Origin of the sequence: Paenibacillus sp. ClWae2A, from assembly GCF_032452295.1 — a bacterium.
Taxonomy (GTDB): domain Bacteria; phylum Bacillota; class Bacilli; order Paenibacillales; family Paenibacillaceae; genus Paenibacillus.
Genome location: NZ_JAULSQ010000008.1, coordinates 96,743 through 119,977, shown reverse-complemented (window position 1 = coordinate 119,977; position 23,235 = coordinate 96,743). Strand labels below are relative to the sequence as shown.

14 protein-coding genes are annotated in these 23,235 nt (G+C 46.8%); 2 read left to right on the top strand and 12 right to left on the bottom strand.

The genetic code is table 11. The features are described from left to right. Nucleotides 1-217 precede the first annotated feature (217 nt). The 9 genes from pulA to QVE09_RS21710 all read right to left on the bottom strand — a co-directional run bounded on the left by pulA (nt 218) and on the right by QVE09_RS21710 (nt 16,544). Nucleotides 218-2,266 carry a type I pullulanase gene (gene pulA / locus QVE09_RS21750; RefSeq protein WP_315938460.1) on the bottom strand — a complete coding sequence of 683 codons (2,049 nt, stop codon included), beginning with the start codon at nt 2,264-2,266 and terminating at the stop codon, nt 218-220. Between the two features lie 171 nt (nt 2,267-2,437). Continuing rightward, nucleotides 2,438-5,686 (bottom strand): DUF5704 domain-containing protein, encoded by a 3,249-nt coding sequence (locus QVE09_RS21745; RefSeq protein ID WP_315938459.1) that lies wholly within the window; start codon nt 5,684-5,686, stop codon nt 2,438-2,440. A gap of 443 nt (nt 5,687-6,129) precedes the next feature. Continuing rightward, nucleotides 6,130-7,398 (bottom strand): S-layer homology domain-containing protein, encoded by a 1,269-nt coding sequence (locus QVE09_RS21740; protein WP_315938458.1) that lies wholly within the window; start codon nt 7,396-7,398, stop codon nt 6,130-6,132. A gap of 346 nt (nt 7,399-7,744) precedes the next feature. Next, on the bottom strand, nt 7,745-9,256 hold the full coding sequence (locus QVE09_RS21735) for an extracellular solute-binding protein (RefSeq protein WP_315938457.1): 1,512 nt from the start codon (nt 9,254-9,256) through the stop codon (nt 7,745-7,747). Nucleotides 9,257-9,364: 108 nt separating this feature from the next. Beyond that, entirely contained in the window at nt 9,365-10,468 is a 1,104-nt protein-coding gene (locus QVE09_RS21730; RefSeq protein ID WP_315938456.1) for a glycoside hydrolase family 88/105 protein, read from the bottom strand. A 24-nt stretch (nt 10,469-10,492) separates the two neighbouring features. Then, entirely contained in the window at nt 10,493-11,992 is a 1,500-nt protein-coding gene (locus QVE09_RS21725) for an extracellular solute-binding protein (RefSeq protein WP_062835837.1), read from the bottom strand. 61 nt (nt 11,993-12,053) lie between these two features. Next, on the bottom strand, nt 12,054-12,926 hold the full coding sequence (locus QVE09_RS21720; RefSeq protein WP_124115652.1) for a carbohydrate ABC transporter permease: 873 nt from the start codon (nt 12,924-12,926) through the stop codon (nt 12,054-12,056). Between the two features lie 45 nt (nt 12,927-12,971). Next, complete coding sequence (locus QVE09_RS21715; protein ID WP_017686861.1) at nt 12,972-13,925, bottom strand: ABC transporter permease; 954 nt, start codon at nt 13,923-13,925, stop codon at nt 12,972-12,974. Nucleotides 13,926-14,207: 282 nt separating this feature from the next. Continuing rightward, complete coding sequence (locus QVE09_RS21710; protein WP_315938455.1) at nt 14,208-16,544, bottom strand: AraC family transcriptional regulator; 2,337 nt, start codon at nt 16,542-16,544, stop codon at nt 14,208-14,210. 524 nt (nt 16,545-17,068) lie between these two features. On the opposite strand from QVE09_RS21710, the gene QVE09_RS21705 reads away from it, so the two are divergent. Next, nucleotides 17,069-19,072, top strand: a complete 2,004-nt coding sequence (locus QVE09_RS21705) for an endonuclease MutS2 (RefSeq protein ID WP_315938454.1) — start codon at nt 17,069-17,071, stop codon at nt 19,070-19,072. Nucleotides 19,073-19,210: 138 nt separating this feature from the next. After that, complete coding sequence (locus tag QVE09_RS21700; RefSeq protein WP_315938453.1) at nt 19,211-19,462, top strand: cysteine-rich CWC family protein; 252 nt, start codon at nt 19,211-19,213, stop codon at nt 19,460-19,462. A gap of 60 nt (nt 19,463-19,522) precedes the next feature. On the opposite strand, the gene QVE09_RS21695 is transcribed toward QVE09_RS21700, so the two are convergent. Genes QVE09_RS21695 through QVE09_RS21685 form a run of 3 tightly spaced genes read right to left on the bottom strand, consistent with a single transcriptional unit; the run spans nt 19,523 to nt 23,198 of the window. Then, nucleotides 19,523-20,668, bottom strand: coding sequence for a mannitol-1-phosphate 5-dehydrogenase (locus QVE09_RS21695; protein WP_315938452.1), 1,146 nt, complete (start codon nt 20,666-20,668; stop codon nt 19,523-19,525). Beyond that, a complete protein-coding gene (locus QVE09_RS21690; protein WP_315938451.1) occupies nt 20,665-21,099 on the bottom strand; it encodes a PTS mannitol transporter subunit IIA in 435 nt (144 codons plus the stop codon). The genes QVE09_RS21695 and QVE09_RS21690 overlap by 4 nt, the downstream gene beginning before the upstream one ends. Further along, on the bottom strand, nt 21,096-23,198 hold the full coding sequence (locus QVE09_RS21685) for a BglG family transcription antiterminator (RefSeq protein ID WP_315938450.1): 2,103 nt from the start codon (nt 23,196-23,198) through the stop codon (nt 21,096-21,098). Before QVE09_RS21685 ends, QVE09_RS21690 begins: the two co-directional genes overlap by 4 nt. Between the last annotated feature and the right edge of the window lie 37 nt (nt 23,199-23,235).

The window sequence follows — 23,235 nt, the reverse complement described above, 5'->3', positions numbered from 1 at the left end:
CACTACATAATAAAGGTGGACACATGACCATGTATAGCCCTGCGACCAAGCCAATGGCTCTGACGCATCAACAAATCCCCCTTTCTGACCGGAAAGGGGGATTTGTTGATATCAATTTATTTGATTAAATTTGATTGGATATCTTGAACATAGCCTTGTTAGCGATTTTACTAATGGTTTGTTGGCAGCCTTCAATTCTTGACAAGCATTGCGTTCATCAGGAATTGGAATACATCACCGTTAGGGATATCGCATTCACATTTACCTGTCCATTTTGTACGGTACGTATCGTATCAACGCCTACTTGTCCTTTTTCTACAATCACATTCCATGTCCCTGTGGGAACAGCGATGTCACGGTTTTCTTTTGCCGCGTTGTATATGACAACAATACGTTCCCATGAATCGCTGGCTGCTGTACCGTTCAGTTCATACGCCAGCAGCCCATTACCTTTTTCGATTAGACGAACATGCTTCTCAATCTCTTCCCGTGTACGAAACCGAAATACGGGATGCTCTCGCCGAAGAAGAATCAGCCCACGATAATAATCAAACACCGGCTTGAACAGCTTCTTTTGCTCCCAATGTATGGCATTGACCACGTCTCCACTCTGGTGGCTGTTGGCGTCCCCATATTTGCTGCGAAGCAACTCATCTCCAGCCGCGATCAGGGGAACACCCTGGGAGGTTAGAACGATACCATTGGCAAGCAGACAACGCCTAACGGTCTCATTGTCCAGAATGTGTTCCGGATCGATCTGCAGGTACGGCTTAGCCTTCTCTACTGCCTCTTCCACACTCTGGCATCCACGAATACTTCCATCCTCGTCATAGGTGAGGAAATTCAAGGTATCATGTAGTCCTTGTGTACGTGCGACTTTGTCCCACAGGTTGAGATTATCGTGCACTGTTACATAGTTAATCGTCTCGGATGGACCATCCGTAAAATCCTGAATGGCTCCCCGGACGCCAGTCCACAATTCGTCTTCTTTCCCGTCCGCGCCCGTCGCAAATCCCGTCCCCATGCCATCACTGTCTCCCTTGATCACTCCACGGAAATTATCGTTAAACACAGCAAAACCCGCTCCGCGCTGCGTTCCTTTAAGGGTCATATCATCCCCAAGCGGCGAATCCAGTGCGCCCCATGGTTCACCATATAACAATATGGAAGGTGACACTTCGGTGTGCAATTCCGCTGCAAGCTGTTTCATCGTAGTTGTGTCGATCAGGCCCATCAGATCAAAGCGAAAACCGTCCACATGGTACTCCTCTGCCCAGTAACGGACCGAGTCGATGATAAACTTGCGAACCATGGTGCGTTCAGTAGCCACCTCATTGCCCGTACCTGAACCATTGCTGTAGGTCCCATCGGCGTTTTGACGATAGTAGTACCCTGGTACAAGTTTTTCAAAAGAGCTGCCTGCCGTATTAAAGGTATGATTATATACCACATCCATAATGACACCTATTCCCTTGTTATGAAGGGCAAGCACCATTGATTTGAACTCACGAATCCGTGTCTCCGGATAATCTATGCGTGATGCATAGGAACCTTCCGGGACATTGTAATGGAGCGGATCATATCCCCAGTTATAGTTGGAGCCATCAGACGTATCACCATCCACTCTGGATTCATCCACCGTCGCAAAATCAAATACAGGCAGCAGATGCACATGGGTGATCCCGAGTTCAACCAAATGATCGATCCCCATTGTGTTGCCCTCCGAATCACGCAGACCCGTCTCGGTAAAAGCCAGGTATTTGCCTTTATTCGTTATACCCGATGATGGGTGAATGGAAAAATCACGTACATGCAGTTCGTACAGGACTGCATCTACAGGACTGGTTAATTCTGGGCGAATGTCCTCACTCCATCCCTTCGGATGTGTCTGCTCCAGTCTCACAATTACACCCATTTCTCCATTCATGGTCACTGCTCGTGCGTAGGGATCTACAGCATTGGTCGAATATCCATCTTCGAAAGTAGGCTTGTACATGTAACGGTAGCTACTTAAATCACCCTCCAGTTCCAGAACCCAGATGCCTTGTTCTTTCTTTTGCATAGGTAACGCCTGCTGTTTCCGTTGATTGGGTTCTTCCTCCGAGGTCCCGCCTGTCAAAGGTGGATACAGAAGTAGTTCCATCTGAACAGCTAACGGTGACCAGACTTTGAAGCGACAGGCTTGCCCTTCTAATGTGACACCTAAATCTCTACCTTTGTATGTATCTTCTGAAATCAATAGTTCCTGCTTATCCTCTTCAATCATGTGTGTTGTTCCCCTCTCGTTGAGAAAATTGATGAATATGGATGGTACCAGTGCTCCTTACCCTTTATACCCGTTCTGCTGCCCAACCATAATCCGAATTACACAAAAGAAGACAAACGTCATGTAGATTCACATCACGCCTGCCTTCTTTATGGGTAAAACGATATCTCTCTAATGCGGTACCTGGGATTGGAAATCATTACGACTGGATTGATCCGCGTGGTACAAAACCACGTCCCCATCTTGCATCAGCCAGCTTCTCCCCTGACCATCTACCGGGTTGTTATCAAAACCTTCCATTTGCCATTGATTCATCAACGGTGCATGAATATATTGCAGATGCGGTGCATTCGTATTGCCGCTGCGCAATGTTTCGATATTGAAGTTAACTACAATGTAACCATCCCTCAGAAATACCGTTGCCTTGTCATCCAACCGGTTTTGTCTGGCAAGCGATTCGAGATCCGTTCCTTTGGGCACTGCATATACATCCGCTGGCAAGCTATATTCCCCATACCAGCGCTGAATCGCTGCATTCGCCCGATCCACATTAACACTGGAGGGAATATCTGTTTTTGGGCCAATGAGTGTACGGATCTGTGAAGGAAGAATCATCCAGTCATAACGACCTACCCACGTTTTATGATGAGAGGTCTGATCCACGAAACGAACCATATGTTCCGCCATTGTACCCTGATTGCGTTCCTCTTCCGACAGTTCATAAGTATACTGATAACGCGCTGTATCACCTAACTCCGTACCGGGTACATTCCGCAACCTTGAGTTCAGGACAACAAAGCGTTTTTCTAAATCTTGTGCCGATCCGATACGAATGAGTCGTTCCTGTCCCCGATGGTAGTATAAATCCACTTTTTGCCGGGTGGTGCCATCTTTACTCACAAAAGAAAACGTTGGCGTGATTCGAATACCATCCTGTTTCCCAAACATATTGCCCTTGGTTTTCAGATCAAACTTGAAATGGTAACCTGTCTTCACTGCAGCATTTCGAAAACCCTGTACCGGATGACTGCCGGGACGAATAGGCAGTACATAGGGAGCCAAGTTACCTCGGGGATCTCCGTCAATACCGTTTCCTCCGGTCCAATAGCTCACACCCGTTGGTTCCGGGCTGCCCATCCGCTTGCGGAACACATTCTCCCAGTTGTAGTCTGAAATATCGGTAATGTGAAAATCATACAACCTTCCGATAACCTCTACAGCAACGGTATCTGCTGCGACATGATGGGTCAGATTTGTGTTGGCATCCTGTTGTTCTGTAAAGTTTGCAGGTGCATTCTCGGCAATATTACGAAACTCAATCTGGTAATTTCCTTCATCTACCCATACAGGAAGATAAAAAGGGGTATCCAACTGATTTACAGGAATATCCACCCAAGTCATGGCCGGGATGAACTGGCTTCTGGCAGCGTTATAGACATCGAATGGGAAACGAACCTGTTTGATCCGGAAATATTTCGCATAATCATGGTTTCCATACCCAGGATAACTTGCTACATCCAAATGTTGACCTGAGGTTGGGATTCGTACAATAAATGGCCGCTCTAAAATAAGTGCAGCTCTGATCGGATCAGGCGTAGTCTTCTGATTATGAGGCTGATCATCTGACACCCAGGCGTAGTTCACAACTGGAGTATGTACTGTCACCGAGTTGATGCCCAAAATGGGGAATTTCTGATCCTGCCCTCCGTTAACATTGCCAGGGAGCAGTCCATACGTTATCTCACCCGTGGTCGGCTGGTTAGCTTTGTTCATCAATGTGTTTTTGATTGTAAACCGGTTCTGGTATAGAACATCGTCTCCGATCATGCCAGGTTGGGGGATCGTCCCAGGTCTTGGAGTTGTTTTCTCCACCGGGGCAGGATCCATAATTGTCGCTCCATTAAAGGTTACCTTGTCGTTATTAACGGTGTTCTCTCTAACCTCCGCTTCAGCTTCAGATTGAAACAATGACGTTTCATCTGGCGTAGAGGGTTCAGTCGAACCACCCGGAACCCCTTTGATGCCAAGATCAATTTCTCGACATGGCGCAGGTTTCACATGATTGGTAACCGCAGTATCCATAGCCGATTGCAAAGTCGGTGATGTATATGCATTGGGCGTCAGGGTCACGGTGTCACCATAACCGCCTAGCGCATAGTTAGATACCTTGGCCTCATTTAACTTGTATACCTCCAGATTATCGATCTGCCAATAGCTATATGTCCTTGTTACTTGCATGGTTTTATCCCCAGGCACATCACGTTCTCTGGGCTGAGGAGGTGTCCCTGGATCCCCCTCACCACTAGACGCTCTTCCCGGGATCGTCCAGGTTTTATGATAAACCCTTTTCACAGGAACCGTGTAAGTCACCGTGCCTGTCATGTTAACCCAACGGTGCTGAAACAGATATTCCTTGGCCAAGACATTGGCATAGAGATCTTCCGAAGTCGGAATACCACGGGTAACATCGAACTTCTCAGATCCCCGATCGTCTGCCTTCAACACACCTCGAACAGACGGGTCCATAACCGATGCTTCAATAACCGTGCCTCTACTAGGTGGGCTGATGGTCACAGGGCAAGCGTTCGCAGGGTCTCCCCCCGGATCGCCATCATTACCACCTTCTCCATTATCCGTGCAGTCCTTCACCTCAAGCACCTGAGTCCCTTGTTCATCCAGTTGCTGAGCAGAATCAAGAAAATGAGCTTTGATGGTAGTACTACCCACGATCCCTTTTGTCGTGATTTTGCCATCAGCACCGATCGTGGCTATAGTCGGATTCGAGCTCTGCCACGTCAATTTGGGATGAGCCGTAAGTTTATGAACAGTGCGATCCGGTTTAGTTAGAACTGCTTCTGCCTGTAGAGGTGTCGTATTGGCTTTACAAGCATTCGGCAGATTCACAACGAGTCCTGGCTCAGACGTGACTGTTATGGTGGCAGTATCCGAGATCAGATATGTACCATTGTTCCAGATCGCACGCACAGTGACCGTGCCTGGACTTTCGGCCGTTAACATCCCTGTTTTGAGCTCTATACTTGCAATCGTCTCGTCAGAAGAAAACCATTTGATCTCTGCCTCCCTGCGGGATACATCGATGCCCCCATTAAAGGCTGTTTCGCCATAATGTCTTGTGCTAACTTCGGCTTTCATCTGCTTTGTTTGTCCAATAGTCAAAACCGAATCCGGTGTTACATCGATTTCTTTTTCTTCAACCAGATCGCCTTCCCAAATGATGTCCATTGGTGTATGGTAGGCTACCACTTGCTTGAGACAACCTTGATTTGTTCTACCACCATTCTCATAATCAGTCCACTCCGTTACTTGGTGTGAACCTCCTGTTTTGGTAATGATTTTTACTATAGTACTACCTTCTCTTATAACCGTTGTACCAACTCCTGTATAGAATAATTGTTGCATTCTTGACTGGTAGTTTACGCTCTTAATACGAACTTTCTCTATCATTCTCTGTGTGATTGTTTGAGATTGGAATTCTGGCCATTGTTCAGCTGGCCATTTGGAAAAATCAACTTCGTTAGGAATCTCCCTCTCGGCGGGGTACGGTTTAGAACATGAATTAGCATTAAGGTTCTCCGAGAGAGTTGGTCCAGAAGTATGGTCTGCCCTGAAATCACCATTATCAAGTTGATACCAGTAAACACCTGGATTTGCTATTCTTTTTTCAGATTGTACGGTATTAGATATTTTTTGCTTTTTAGGTCCATACGGATCTGAACCTGAAGCTTCAACTGAGGATGAGAAATTCAAAAATAGCATATTAATAAGGAAAATTGATATAAAAATTAAGGATCTCTTCTCGACATGAGGATACAAAAAAATTTTCCACCACCATTAATTTTGACTTACATATTCTGAATTTTTAGTATATTTCCACTTTTTTGATTAAAGGAATATGCTCCATTTTTACCATCTAAAACGGATGTAATCCAGAATCTCTTTTCCACATCTTTTTTTATCAAATCCCTTGAACTATCTGGAATAGTAATTAAGCCATTCTTGGAGGCTTGTTTAAGGTCCAATCGATTAAACTGTATAAAACCATTATATAAGCCTCCATTAAATGTAATTAAGTTGGATTTATCAATTTTGGATGTAAAAGATATATCTGCGAAAGCCATATAATTACCTTTGAAAAGATGTGTCTCTGGACCAATAAATAATGGTGCATAGACGCTTTTCGCTTTCCCCTGAGTAACATCTACGACAATATATCTATGAAGTGTAATTACCCCAGAATTATTTGATAACTTAATTTTCTCTTTCGATATATCACTTACTTTGACAGAATTTTTAGTATAAAAATAATTACTAATTGTCGTTAAATTCGTACCCGTCGTGCCGACCTCTCTCATTTCATTCAGGTCGCTATACTTCCCAGCATCCGTACCCTCAACGTCCATATAACGCAGCAAAATGGCCGATACTTCTGCACGAGTGGTGGAATCCGCAGGTTTTAATGTGCCATCCTGGAATCCACCGACAATGCCTGTCCCACGAACAAGGGCAAGATACGGAATCTGCTCGGCACGAATGGTGCCGCGGTTCACTTCCGGTGTGGGGAGCAGCGTATTTTTTGTATCGTTAAAAGCATCCTGAAAGCTGCTACCGGACTTGATCAGTCCATTTGCAATCCATTTCATCATCTCGTAACGCGTTAGCTCCGCATTCGGATTGAACCCTTTGGCGTAATCGCCAGCGTTAATGAATCCTTGTCCTACAAGCTGGCTAACCGCCGCTTCAGACCAATGTCCCTCGAGATCAGCAAAGGAATTTTGCCCCTCTACCTTCTCCATTCCAGTCGCACGGGCGAGTATTGTCGCATATTCCCCACGCGTAATTTTGCCATTGGGACGAAACGTTCCGTCCTGGTAACCTGAGATCAGATTTTTTTCGTAAGCTTTGGCAATTGTCGCTTGAGCCCAGTGGCCCTTGATATCCTTGAACTTGCTAAGGGCATTGTCACTTGTTCCCGATGCAGCATTCGCTGTTGACGTCAAATGTACGGGGCCCATCGGTAATAGTGTTGCTGCCAATACTGCTGTTGTTACCAACCCGACAATCCAAACATTCCGTTTTTTCTTCTTCTCGTGACCTTCAGTTTGCTTATTCAATCTACTCACGCTCCTATGTACCTTAGTATGGGGATGCTTTACATGGTCAACCTAGTCAATTCTCTTCATAACCAAAACCTAAATTTGCCATAATAATCAATATTCTACCATGTTGTACTAGGCTATTGGTATTATTTTTCGTCCATCCCCATCACTTCAAGGCGTGCAACGCTCCTTCCATAGACCCACTTCATTCGCTTAAAACACAAAAAAAGGCCATGAATCCGCAGATTCATAGCCTTATGCTTTAAGGGTGTGGTCTTTCTTATGATATTGAAAAATGAACTCACTCATAGAATAAACCATATCATTCCATTTGATCAACCTTTTTTTATTTCACCCAGCTTTATTTTCCGTTCAATTCCTTATAGGAAGCTTCCAATTCCGTGATCAATTGATCACCACCAGCTTTTCTCCAGCTTGCGATTTCCTGCTCCCAACCTGCATCATCGATTTTACCCATAATGTACTTGGTCTGCGCATCCCAGATCATCTGATCCAGTTCCTGACCACGCTCGGTATAGATCGCCGAAGACAATGTGAGTGCCGGATTAGCAATGGCATACTGCTCATTTTCACGCGCCATCTTCGTACCTTTCATGCCAATGGGAACATCAACCAGTTCAGGCACGTTATAACCTTCAATGCTTAACAAATTATCTCGATATGGCTTCACTTCACGCTGATAAGCGTCGAAATCCTTGAGTTCGGTTTTCCCATCCGCAGTCTTGGTATAGTGCACATCGAGTAATCCACGGAGCTGCAACATACTCAATTCCTCATCCATCAACTGATCCAGGAACGTAAGAACCTGCTTCAGTTGCTCCTCATCTGTAACGGATGCTTTCGGAATGACCAGCATTCCGTAGTTTCCAGGCTCTCCGGCGATGCGAATACCATCGGGTCCCTGGAACGGAGCTACATCAATCTCTCCATCCGGGACATTTGGCGTAAGCCGTTGCTGGGAGGACTTCCCGTTCTGGGCCACACCGTTAAGCTTCATGCCAACCAGGCCGGAATCCATTTTTTTGTCCGCATCAGAAGGGTCTAGAGCAGGGAAATCACTGTTAATCAGTCCCTCGCTGAACAGTCGCTTGAACAGTTTCATCGTATCCACATATTCTGTAGTCAAGAACTCCGGGGTCAGTTTCCCCGCATCATCCACACCCCATTTGTTAACACCGCCAATACTTACAGCGATCCGCGTCAGTGGGGAAGAGACACCCTCATTATACTTTTTGAAGAGCAGTGCACCGTACGTATCTTCCTTACCATTCCCGTCCGGGTCATCCTTGCGAAGGGAGCGCATCACTTCATACCAGTCATCCAGCGTTTTGGGTATATCCAGCTTCAACGTATCAAACCAGTCCTTGCGATATACGATCGCAGTCCGTCCAATATCCCGGAAGTTCGGAATACCGTAGACCTTGCCTTCAATTTTGATATTGTTAAAATAAGCCTCGGATTGGGCAGACAGGTTCTTATAATCCTTCAAGTATGGCCCCAGTTCCCAGAACAATCCCGTTTTGGCGGCATTAAACGTTGTCGGTACATAATTCACCCGCATAATGGTCGGCATCTCGCCTGAAGCAACCATAACGTTCACTTTATCATCAAAAGCAGACTGCGGTATCCACTGTACATTAACATCCGTATTGGTATATTCCTCAATCTTCTGTTCAATCCCGTTCTCCTTGGCTGGTATATCTCCTACCTGCATTAAAGAGATGGAAATGGGAAGTTTACCTTCCCCTGCAGCAGGCGCTTTTTCTCCCCCACAACCTGCAAGCAATCCAGCGGACATTGCACCAATTACAACGATTCCGCCTAAACGGGACATTGGACCTTTTGGACTCATGAACCATCTCTCCTTTTGGATAGCCAAATTGTTCAGCAATCTTGCCTCACTTCACTCAAACCAAACATGTATGCGCTATCATAAATGTTCTAAAAAGAAGAACCAGCATTACGCCAGTTCAATCTCCACTCCCGCCAAAATGAACGGAGCGACCGATTTCGGATCATTAATCCGAATGGACTCGGTCACATAATACTCATAGGACCCGTCACGATAAGGGCTTCCTCCGAGACCGGCTCCGCCGTTACACTGCGTCAAGGACAGCACGCCTTCACGGTCCGTTTGCAGAAGATGCTGTAGCAGACCTTGATACCCTTTTTCCGCAACCGCTTTGAACTTGCCACTTAGATATCCTTTACGCACACCTTTGGCCAATGCATAGACAAACATTGAGGTCCCGGAAGCCTCCAGATAGTTCCGCTCACGTCCCGGTTGATCCAACAAATGTGGCCATAGTCCGGTCTGTTGATCCTGTACATGCACTAGTGCGTTTGCTACCCGTTCGAAGATGCCCACAATCTGCCCGCGCTGCAGATGATCTACTGGCAGGTGATCCAATGTATCCACAACCGCCATCACATACCAGCCCATTGCCCGACTCCAGACATGCGGAGAACATCCGGTCTCTCCCGAACTCCAGCGCTGCTCTTTGCTCTCATCCCAGGCATGGTACAAGAGACCGCTACGCGGATCACGTGTGCATTGTTCCACCAACAAGAGCTGAAGGGCAGCCTTGTCAAACCACTTCTCTTCACCCGTCACCGCGCCATACTGGGTCAGATACGGAGTGGCCATGTACAATCCATCCAGCCACATCTGGAAAGGGTAAATCTTTTTGTGCCAGAACCCGCCTTCACTTGTATGCGGCTGTCCCTTGAGCTGAGTCATAAGCAAATCCGCAGCTTTGCGGTACTTTTCTTCTCCCGTTTTGTCGTGCAGCAGGAACAGCGATTTTCCCTGATTGATCTGATCCAGGTTGTATTCCTCGATTGTATAGGATCGAATGGAACCATCTTCCTGAACAAAATGATCCATCAGCTCACGGATATAGTCAAAATATTTTTGCTCCCCCGTGTGCGTATACAGCTCCTCCAGCGCTTTCAGTAAGCAGCCGTTCTCATAATGCCAAGTGGAATACAGCTCATGGTTGCGATAACTTTCCATGAATTGCTGTGCCATGCGCACCGATGTGAGTTGCAGTGTTTCCTTCATGATCAAGCCTCCGCTTCCGGCTCCTTATTGAGCCTGTTTTTTGTAATCTTCGGCATATTCCTCACGAATCTTGTTTCCACCCGCATTGCCCCAATTCTCGATTTCCTTTTCCCAGCCACTTTGATCGATCTTGCCCATAATGTATTTGGTCTGTGCATCGGCAATTACCTGATCTAGGTCTGCCCCACGGTCACCATACGTTGGAGAATATAACGTCAGCGCAGGGTTTGGCACAGCGTGCTCCGCCAGTTCCTTGGCAAGTGCCGTACCTTTTTCACCCAGTTCGGTATCCTTCAATTTCGGTACGTTATATCCTTCGACATAAGGAAGATTATCACGGTAAGGCTTCACTTCACGCTGGAATGCATCGAAGTCACTCATCTCCACCTGATCTTCGCCCACTTTGGTGTAATGTTTGTCTTCCATACCACGCATCAACAGGGTCGCCATCTCAGGGTCCATCAGTTTATCCAGGAAGGAGAGCAGGTTCTTGAGTTCTTCTTCCGATTTCACCGTCGATTTAGGGAATGCCAGAATTCCCGAGTTACCCGTCTGCCCTGCAACACGATCTCCGTTCGCGCCAAGCAAACCAGCGATGTCTACCACACCATCCGGATTGTTTTTGGACAAACGCTCTTGCTGACTTTTTCCGTTCTGAGCAACACCAACACGGATACCGACAACACCGGAATCATACTTTTTCTCCGCTTCCGTAGAGTCGAATACGGCAAAGTCCTGGTTCAGCAATTTCTCATCGTACAAACGTTTCAGCAGATCCAGCACCTGCATATATTCCGGTGTCATGAATTCCGGCGTGAAGCTGCCATCATCCTCGACCTTCCACTTGTTAGGAGCACCAAAACTTACGCCAAGGCGCGTTGTGAAGGAGTATTGGTCCTCATTATATTTTTTGAAAAGCATCAGCCCAAACGTATTATCCTGACCGTCGCCATCCGGATCGGAGGTTGCCAGTGTTTTAATCGTTTCATACCATTCATCCGGTGTGGTTGGCACCTTAAGATTCAGCTTCTCGAACCAGTCCTTGCGATAGATCACTGTAGCCCGCGCAATATCGGAGAACACAGGAACCCCGTAGATTTTGCCCTCTACCTTGATGTTGTCAAAAAAACGCTCGTTCTGTGCCGACAGATTTTTGTAGTCTTTCAGCAATGGGCCCACTTCCCAGAACACGTCATTACGCATCGCGCTGGTCACCGTTGGGTTATATTGCACCTTCACAATTTTTGGCATATCGCTTGAAGCGATCATCACGTTAATTTTGTCATTGTAGGCCGAAGCCGGAATCCACTGGATATCCAGTTTGGTATTGGTATACGCTTCAATCTTTTGCTGAACTTCATTGCCTTTGCTTGGTACATCACCCACCTGTGCAATGGCTATGGACACATTTTGTACGCCGCCCTCGGCAGCCTGACCCTCGTCTGATCCGCATCCTGCCAGCAAACCTGTCACCAGTGCCAGTGTGCTCAAGACAGCTACGGCTTTCTTTTTTGTTGCTTTCATAACATGAAAACCTCCCTTTTTTATGCAGTCATATTGGACTGACTTTGAAACATGTGACGACTCAACCTTTCACCGAACCCAGCATCACTCCTTTGGCAAAGTGCTTTTGCAGGAATGGGTACACCAGCATAATCGGGATCGTGGAGAACACGATAACGGCCATACGAATGGTGAGCGGCTGGATCTCGGTCTCTTCGATACTTGTGTCTCCGATTCGGCTCTGTGCCAGAATGACAATCTCACGTAGCCAGACTTGGACAGGCCACTTCTCACTATCGTTGATATAGATAACAGCGCTGAAGAAACTGTTCCAGTGGGCCACCGCGTAAAAAAGTGAAAATGTCGCCATCGCTGGCATGGACAAAGGCAGAACAATCCGAAACAATACGCCGACATCGTTACATCCATCAATTTTGGCTGCATCCTCCAGTTCGTCGGGAATGGCCTGGAAGAAGTTTTTGAGTACGATCAAGTTAAATGCACTAATAGCGGTAGGCAGCATCAGCGACCATAACGTATCCGTCAGATGCAAAGATTTCACGACAAAGTATGTTGGAATCATCCCGCCACTGAAGAGCATCGTGAACAATACACCCAGCAAAATGGGCTGGCGTCCACGCAAATATCTTCTGGAGAGCGGATACGCCATAAGTGATGTAAACAGCAGGTTGATGAAGGTACCAATCACCGTAATATAGACCGATACACCCAGACTCCGAATCAAAGTATCTGTAGAGAAAATGTAACGGTACGCGGCCAGAGAGAACTCTTTTGGAAAAAGAATGAATCCTCCCTTAGCCACTTCATGCGGACTGGTAAATGAGACAGCCAAAATATAAATGAACGGGATGACCGTCACGATTCCAATCAACAGCAGCAAGCCGTGATTGAGAAAATCAAAGATCCGGTTGCCCCACGTTTTATCCTGTTGCATCTTAATGTTCACTCCTGTCTGGTGAAGAACGTTTACTCCCGAGGGTTAGTAGACGCCTTCCTCCCCGAATTTTTTGGCCAGCGTATTGGCACCAAGAACAAGCGCCAGCCCGACAACCGATTTGAATAACCCGACAGCAGCACTATAACTGTACTGTGCCTGGGTAAGCCCCTTCGTGTACACGTAGGTATCAAACACCTCGCCCACATCCCGGTTCGTCGGAGTTAGCATCAGGAAGATCTGTTCAAAGCCTGTATCCAGGAAATTGCCCAGACGCAGAATGAGCAAAATGACGATTGTACTGCGAATGGCCGGTAGAGTAATGTGCCAGGTTTGGCGCCAGCGATTGGCTCCATCAATCCGTGCAGCTTCATAGAGCTGTGTATCCACACCAGAAAGTGCTGCAAGGAAGATAATTGTGCCCCAACCGACTTCTTTCCAGATGGATTGTCCGACAATCATCGTTCGGAACCATCCGGGTTCAAGCAGGAACGCCACTTTTTGTCCTGTCAGGTTATAAAGCAATTCATTAATCGCACCACCCTCAGTTGTGAACAGCATGTAGAACACACCGACAACAACAACCCAGGAAACAAAGTGTGGAACGTAGACAAGGGTTTGTACAAATCGTTTGAAACGTTCACGGCGAACTTCATTCATCATGAGTGCCAGTACAATTGGCAGTGGGAAAAAGAACACAATGTTATAAATGGCAAGTAAAAACGTATTTCGAAATAATGTCCAGAACTGCGGTTCTCCGAAGAAACGCTGAAAATGTTTGAACCCTACCCAGTCACTCCCCAAGATACCCTTGTAAGGGGTGTAATCCTGAAAAGCCATCGTGATGCCATACATGGGTATGTATTTGAAAATAACAAAGTAAAGCACACCCGGTATTAACATGATATACAGCCACCGGTTTTTGATAATGTCCCTCCACAGCAGGTTTTTGTCACTGCGGGTAGCGGGCCGTGTTCGAGCCGCCGTTTCGGCTTTCATATTGTCTTCCTCCCCACATTGGAAACGATTACAAAATATCACTTCCTGAATTCATGTCTTCATTGTGGAGGATAAACGAATGACTGGCTATCGTCTCGTTTTAGCCTTTTATTTTTCCTTGTGTAGCAAGGGTTTAGCTCATTTCCCTCACAGAATCTAAAGGCATAATGAACTGCTTTCAACCTCCATATTCCTGTCTTAACTTCATGGAGAAAAGCAGTCTTCTTCCTTCATCCGAACATGAAAAAGCCTGCCTGCCATGGCAGGCAGAGCAGGTTTGTTTTATCGCTGCTGCTCCCGGTACTTGCCGGGGGTTGTTCCTGTGATTTTGCGAAACGTACGGATAAATGCGGTTGGATTGGTATAGTTTAATTTCTCGGCAATCTCCGATATTTTCAGATTCGTTGTTTGCAGCCAGGTCTTCGCTTTTTCCATACGATACTCTGCAAGATATTCCGTAAAATTGACTCCAGCTTCCTTCTTGAATACCCGACTTAGATAGACAGGGTGAAAATTAAGCTCAGCGGCACAGGCTTCCAGTGACAATTCACGATCGTAACGTTCCTCGATCAAACGAATCATACGTCTCGCAATATTCATGTATTGGGATTCTTCCTGTTCACGCCAGAAACGGATGACTGGCAGGAACAGCCGCTTGCGGAACCAATTGGTCATTTCGTCCAATGTGGACAACTTCAGCAAATGTGACATGGATGCTTTTTCACCCAGTACTTCGGCCACATCCCCGCCCTGCTCTTGCACAAGCTGATATACACGGGACAATAACTGAACCATAATGACGGGGTATTCACTGAAATGAAGTTTTTTGTCTGCAAGCAGTCCCAAATATTGCTTAAAGTAGGCGTCCGTTTTCTCTTCATCTCCTTGCTTGAGCGCAGAAGCGAGCTGATCCTCAATCATGCGTAACTGGGTATACAACGCGGCCTCCATCTGACCACGTGGCTGTATATCCTCGTAATGCAAAATAATACGGCTGCCCAGACTTACCCGACCTTGCAGAGCCTCGCGACTCTCCTGAACCGCTCTGGGCGTATCTCCGATACAAGCATAGGAACGACTGATGCCGATACTTACGGGCAGATTCAGATAAGTCACGACACGTTCGCGAATCCAGTCTGCCTGGGTATGCATCCATTCCTTCAGCTTCACCTCATCCGTCAGTTCGGAGGCAAGAACGGTGACCTGAGCATCATCCAGCATGACCGGGGTGAAGCGAACTGCTGAAGGAAGGAGCTCACCTACCATATTGTTGACAGCAAACAGCAGCAGATCGCGATCCTGTTCCTCATATCGGGTGCCTTCCAAGGTATCGATCTGGAGCATGAGTACACCAAGACTCGCCCACCCTGTAGGGAAATCGTACAATTCTCCCTGATATCTGAAATCTTCTTCCGAGATTTTGCCTGTTAACAGTTTGGTCATAAAAAACTCCTGTAGGTGCACATGCTGCCCCTTCATCTGCTCACGCATCGTTTTCTCCGAACTGAACAAGGTTGACAATTGCTCCTCAATATAGATAAATTCATCCTGACGGCGTCCTGACGGAGTAACTGGAGAATCTAACCCCTTCGTAAATTGCAGCAGTCTGGAAATCGGTGAGTACATCCGCCGACTACCGTATATGGCGACCAATCCCGTTACACATAACATGACTAGTGTAGCGACACCGGTAACCAATGCAATTTTCTGTGACTGGGCCGTGATCTGTCCAAGAGATACAACGGACACGTATAACCAGCCATTGAGTGGAGATTGCCTATAACTAACCGCCACTTGATTACCTTCCACCTCCGCACTGAAGAAACCCTCCGGCTGGCCTGTCGTTTGCACCATTTCATGAATTTCCTTATTCAGCGCGTCATATTTCCCGCCTTGCTGCATATCGTTCAGAAAATACTTCTGCTCCCGATCCAGAACGTACATATCTCCAGAATTCGTATTTCGGCTCAAATATGTACTCAGTTCCGTATCGGCGATATCAATCACAAGAAATCCCTTTGGTTTCACATTGGTTGGTATCATCGGGATTTTGAATACCATACTGACCACATTATCCGATGATATAAGGGTAGGTGCCTGTTCGGGTGTTAGTTCACCCATACCTGCTGACACAGGTACACTTTCTTTGGCTGAACTGGCATTCTGAGTGACCCAGAAAAGGCTGTTGGTATAGCTTAGGTAGGAGCCAATTCGGTCTCGAATGCTGAAATCATCCAATTTGCCAAAAGAACGCATCGAAACGACCCAATCTTCATCCAGATTAACCAGATAAGCTTGGTCAATGTTCGTAACCGCTTGCAAGTTGTTAAATCCGGATGTCAGATCACGAATCTCCTGAAATTCGCTGCTGTCCAACGGTTTCTTCATCGCTTGTAGTACCAGAGGCGAATTGACATACTGGATGGATGATAATTGCAGGCTGCGCAGAACTTGTTCTACCCGCATCTGGGTCTGATGCAATATCTGAAGATTGCTCTCACGCACTTTCTGTTCAATGTCACGTGATGCAATCGTATACGAGACCGAACCAATAACAATGACCGGAAGGGCTCCGAGGATCAGGGTAAAGCAGAGCAAACGCAATAAATACTTAGGCAAGAAGAGCATCCTCCTTTGTACGTATGTTTATTAAATTAAATCGCTTTCATTGGATTATTTTACTATTCTTATTTTAAAACCCATTCTTATTCAAGTCCACTCATTTATTCTAAGGTTGACTTCAAACCAATTTCCAGTTTATATTGGTTGCATATTCCTCAATCAAAGGAGAGATTTTTAATGTCGGTGAATGTTCTTAACTAACCAAGTTTCATATTCAGGAGTTTGGCCTTTCATTGCGCTTGTGCCCATATGGCATACGTGTATTTCATGATGCGCCAGATCCCTGTACTTAGTTAAGAACAGCGGATATCATAAATCGCCTCCGGGATTGTCATTGTCCGGGTCTATTTCCGCGCTGAGTTCAGCGCGGATTTTTTAATAGGACCTGTAGTGGACTCTGCTTTCCCATACGTTTAGGGCGGAGAATGACGTTTGTTCATTCTCCGCCCTTTTTGCGTTTTCCAGGAATATGTTTCAGCGCGTCAACTGAAATCCCAATTGAATTCAAGGAGAGATTACGCATGAATGAAAACACATTAAACAGTTTAGGCTATCCACAAATTCAAAAAAATGTTGCAGACTGCGCCCTGTCTTATCTGGGCAAACGTTATGCGAGAGAACTAAAACCGTTGGTAGATGCTCACCTTATTCGGATTCGCCTGGAAGAAACAGCAGAAGCCGCTGCGTTGATTCGCTTCGGGGCCAGTGTCCCCCTCCCTTCACTCGACGGAATGGAAACCATTATGGATCTGCTTGGCACCGGTTATCTATTCAGTGAACGCGACTTCAGTCATCTCGCTCAGTTCCTGCGGAGCTGTGCACAACTGATGAAATACATGGAGGGCAAATCCGAGGCCGCTCCCACCGTCAGTCGTTATGCAGCATCCATGATTCTAATCGAACCTTTGCTGAGTGAGATCGAGCGTTGCATCCATAGTGGACGCATTCAGGATCAGGCGAGCAAGGAACTGATTCGAATTCGTAAAAAAATAACGGTAAATGCGGAACGCATGAAACGAAAACTTGATTCTCTAGTGAGTAAACATCGCTCCATTATGCAGGAACATGTCATCAGCCAACGGGGAGGAAGAACGGTTCTGCCCATTAAGAAAGAGTTCCGTAAACAGGTGAAAGGCAGTGTACTGGATGAATCCGGAAGCGGGCAAACCGTATATATCGAACCTGTTGAATTAGTAAGTTTACAGATGGAATTGGCCGCTCTACAAGCGGAGGAGTCCCGAGAGGAGATGAGAATCCTCGGTGATTTAACCTCCCTGGCCGAATCGTATAACCGTGAAATCGTCCTCAACACCGAAACGGTAGGTGTATTGGACTTCCTGTTTGCCAAAGCCAAATATGCAGCCACCATGGATGGACGTACCGTTCGAGTCAATACACAAGGCCAAATCAGCCTTCAACGTGCACGTCATCCGTTCATGGGTTCTTCCATGGTTCCCCTTGATTTTGCCATCGGCAGAACGTACTCGTCGCTCATTATTACGGGCCCGAATACCGGTGGTAAAACGGTCGCACTCAAAACGCTAGGTTTGCTAACCCTGATGATGCAATCCGGTTTGCTTATTCCGGTAGAAGAAGGTGGCGAGATGGCTGTTTATAACGAGGTAGCGGTTGATATTGGTGATGGGCAGAGTTTGGAACAAGCACTCAGTACATTCTCCGCACATATTCGCAATATGATTGGCATACTGGAACAGGCCAATACGTCAACTCTGGTGCTCATTGATGAGATGGCTTCCGGGACAGATCCCGGTGAAGGCGTCGGACTTTCTATCGCCATGCTGGAGGAACTTCACAGCCGCGGAGCAACCGTTGTGGCAACAACACATTTTGGTGAAATCAAACATTTTGCTGCTGCCACCCCAGGATTCGAAAATGCCCGTATGGAATTTGACACCGTTTCTCTCCAGCCGCTGTATCGATTGCTTATCGGAGAAGCTGGTGAGAGCTATGCTTATTCCATCGCATTGAAACTGGGCATGCCACAGCGAATAATCGAGCGATCCAAGTCCCTGTCCGATCAAAGTATTTCAAGAGATCGTACATTCGTGTTCACATCACCCCCTTTGGAAACTCCGGCCCTGACACCTGATCGTTCCGTTACAGAAGCAGACGGCCCAGCAGAGTTATCCAAGCGGAATCAGTCGAAGCATTCAAAGGATTCAATCGCTCTCCACAAAAAGACAACAACCAGAGAGTCCGATTCTCCTGCTCCTGCCAAAACTTTTCGCAAAGGAGATCGGGTGTATGCGGCCTATCTTAATCAGTCGGGCATCGTCTGTGATGTGGAGGATAGCCGTGGAAATATCGGGGTCATGCTACGTGGACACAAAGTTAAAATCCATAAGAAACGCCTGACCCTGCATATATCTGCCAATGAGCTATATCCGGGTGACGATTATGACTTGGACATTGTGCTAGAAACAAAGGAAAATCGAAAGAAGCGTAAGTTGATGGGACGCAAACATGTGGAAGGTCTGCAAATCGAATTACCGCCTGAAGAATAGCCGATGGGAGAAACAGATGTGGTGAACTGGAAGTCATATTTACAGAGTGAAATCCATAATCACCGGCGTATTTCTGTTATACTGGGACCAGTATGTTTACTTCAGCTCGTAGCTATTCCACAGGGAGGGAAGAACCCCATGTCTGCAGAACAAGACGATCAAGAGCACATCCATATCGATGTTCTTGTCTGCCCGTTATGCGGCGAAGCTAATCGCTGTTCCTACGCCGCAGGACATCCTCATTCGGAATGTTGGTGTAACCGGGCTACTTTTCCCGAGGGTGTATTCGACCGCATTCCGGCAGAGCAGCGCCGAAAATCGTGTATATGTCAACGCTGTTTGGATGAATATACCGATAAAAGACAACCAAAAGAAGAGCCACACAGTTAACAACTGTATGGCTCTTCTTCATCATGCATCATCTATACTGTTAGCTGGCTACCACTGTTCTTACATTTGGTTATACTGGGCAACAGCCTGTTCAAGCACCGGATGATGCTCATCCATGGACGTATAATGGTGGAGGGTTGCTGTAATCCCCTTCTCGCGGATCATGCCCTGCAGTTCAACTGCTTCCGGATCATCGGAGACGTCGAACTTGCAGGCTGCTGCCATGCCCATAGTCAGATAGGTCGTTTCGGTTCCATCCGCATAGGCCTGAAGGGCCGGGCGAACCAGACGATCATTTTGAGACAACTTGCGCAGCGGGGAACGACCAACTCGAGTAACCTCATCGGTAAGATACGGGTTGACGAACCGTCCCAATATTTTGACAATATACTGCTCATGCTCTTCCGGGTTGAATGCAAAACGCTTTACCAGAACTTTTCCCGTTTCCTGCAGAGCACCGTAGACAATCGATTTCACCTTTTCATCGGCAATAGCCTTCTGAATTGTGTCATACCCGTGTACATTACCAATATACGCTGCAACGCAGTGTCCTGTATTAACAGTGAACAGCTTTCGTTCGATATACGGCTCCAGATCATCGACATATAGAATGCCCTCAACCGGTTTGAATGCAGGAGCCATCTGGGAACGATCCACCACCCACTCGTAAAAAGGCTCAACCTGTACATGCAAAGGGTCTTCATGATGCTGAATAGGCACAATCCTGTCTACGGCCGAGTCGGGAAAATAAATGTACTGATCTGCAAGGGAACGCACTTCTTCATTGAGCAGAGCATATACATGCTCTTTCAACTGTGTACTGGCTCCAATGGCGTTCTCACAAGCAATAATGTGAAGCGGGTTTTGAGCAGGACCGGAATTCAATCTTTTCTCAAGTCCTTTCGCAATACCTGGTGCAATATGTTTCAGCACACCCACGCCCACTGCAGTTGTAATCAGATCTGCTTCCACAACAGTTTGGGCAACCGTCTCCAGTTGGGTTCCATCGATTGCATTTACACCTGTGACGGTCTCCTGATCCTTGCTCTCGTTAGCCAGTTCCACCGTATATTGCCCCCGTTGCTGAAGAGCGGTTACCAAGGTCTGATTCACGTCGGAGAAAACCACCTCATAGCCAGCACGGGAGAGGATCAATCCGATAAACCCGCGTCCAATGTTACCTGCGCCAAAGTGTAGGGCTTTCATAGCTCCATTTCACTTTCCAGAATTGCGATAACTTCTTCGGCTGTTTTTGCCAGACGCAAGGCCTCCATATTCTCATCCTCAGCACAGATCACCGCGATGCTAGTCAAGATCTCCATATGTTCCCCGCCTTGAGCCGCGATACCAATGACCATATAAGCCTTTTCTTCGCCAAAATCAACACCCTGTGGATACTGAATGACAGAGATACCTGTGGATAAAATGAAAGCTTTGGATTCCTTTGTACCGTGCGGAATAGCCAGGCCGTTCCCTACATAGGTCGAGACAATCTCTTCACGTTCAATCATCTTCTCAATGTACTCAGCGGTAATATGTCCCGCATCCTTCAGAATCTGTCCAGCCATGCGAATCGCTTCGTATTTGTCCTGAGCCGTCGCATTCATGATGACTTTATCTGTTGTTAACATACTCATAATGGTTGACCTCCAATTTCGGTTTTACTACGATAAAATCCAACAAGTTCCTGGGACAGGTAATGAATGAGTTCATCCCTGATTCCCTTTTCCAGCAATGTAATCATTTCTTCCTGCAATAACAGGGCGCTGATCTCACTGAGAACCTCCAGGCTTTCCTTGGATAATTCTCTGGGACCAAGCATCAAGAGGACATGGGTAACTCCTGCCGGATCATCCGGCGTACGAAGAAGTGGCTCAGTGAGTTGAAACAAGCTAATGGACGGCCTGTAAATCCCCTCACTGCGTGTATGAAACAGCGCAAGTCTTGTGCCGGGAATCTTCTGACTCCCCACTGCTTCACGTGCCTCCAACCGTTTTGCGATCTCCCCCGGTTCCTTCAACACACCAGTTCCATGGAGTACGTTGCACATCGCATACACCGATTTATAGAATCCGATATCCTGGTTATCCAGCGGATAAACCTGAAACTTACCAATAATTCGGACGATTTCAACTAAAATAGCTTCCATTCCATCAGGGTCAGAGTAACGACTTGTCGTCTGAACCTCTGTTTCACGGGGCTTATTATGCTGTCGTTGTAATGTTGTTGTTCGGATAAAATGACGCAGACGTTCGCTCTCTTCCGCAGTAAGCAGTGGACTCACTTTGTAATACTGATGCTCATCCATCGGCAGATCCACAGTAGATAAGACAAGATCATATTGATCTGTAGGTATCCGGGCAGCCTCGTACCAGGACACGCTATCCATGATCCGAATCTCGGGAATCTCCTTGGATAATCGGCTGGAAAGCATGCGTGATGATCCAATTCCGCTTGTACACACGATGATCGCTCTGATCTCCCGTTTCAATGCACGTAACCTCTCGATGGAAGCTCCAAAATGCATGACCAGGAAACCAATTTCCTCATCAGGAACTTCTGTACCTGGCCAAGCTTGATGCACGGATTTTTTGACATCTTCAAAAAGTGAATCATAATCCTTGCGAATCTGCTGCAAAAGCGGATTACGAATCATCTGTTGTCCTTCAATTCGCTCCATTACAGGTTGCATATGACCAAGCAAACCTTCACGAAGCAAACGATCCTCATGAAAGGCGTAATGTGTCCTCGCCTGCATCTGATCAATCAGTGAATGTACCCTGTCCAGTAAAATCAAGTCGTCTATTGGCAACAGCCGCGAAGAGTGAATCCGCTGCTCTGTCTCAATTAATAGTCTATGAAAATAAGCTTGCTCATCTTGGGAGAATGTCAGCCCCAGCTCGGTCGATAACACACCACACAAGCGGGAAGCCATATAAGGTGGAACCTTCATTTCATCCTGCTCTGCGACTTCATCTCCCTTGTTCTCCAGGGGAGGTATACGGCCAATGCCAAAGCCTTTACGAATACGTACAACCGCTACGGATAATTGAATCAGCAGCTTCATGTATTGCCGTTCCGGGATGTTCTCCAGCCATTCGATATCTGGTTGCCATAACGCATTCTCGACCGTAAGCACATCACCGTGCCCAATCATATCCAACAGTTTTTGGTTTGCGATGGAGCCTCCCTGTTCTGGCTGTCTTCCGAATAGGTCGGACTCATCCAGAAATTCGAGAGCAAGTGCAGCTATGGCTGTGCGATGAATCGTCTCACTTCCGTTAATCTTGACGCCATATCCACGTCTGCGAACCAGCTTCAGTCCCGCCTGACGAATTCGTGACTCCAGATCGTCCAGATCAGTGGTTACGGTGGATACGGTCACTTTCAGATCCGAAGCCAAGGCGAGTAACTTTACAGGCTCCGGTTCATCCAGCAGGATGCAAAGCATGAAGAGCTTACGCTCTTCCGGCGTAAACTCTACATATTCTTTACCCTCTAGTTGCTGGCGCAATATAGCCAGATCATCGGAACCAGCATCAATTCGGATACCGGTTCCTGATTTTTTTTCCAGCCTCATGCCCAAAGGTTCAAGCCATTGTTCAATCATTTGCAGCTCCCGGTGAACCGTTCGGGTACTGACCTTTACTTCAACGGCGATTTCGCCAGCAGTTACTTCATGTGGATGCTCCAGCAGGAACTCCACGATTTCACGTTGTCTTTTGGTAATACTCATATCTCAGCCTCCGGCTCAGGGAAAACGAATGCGTGCA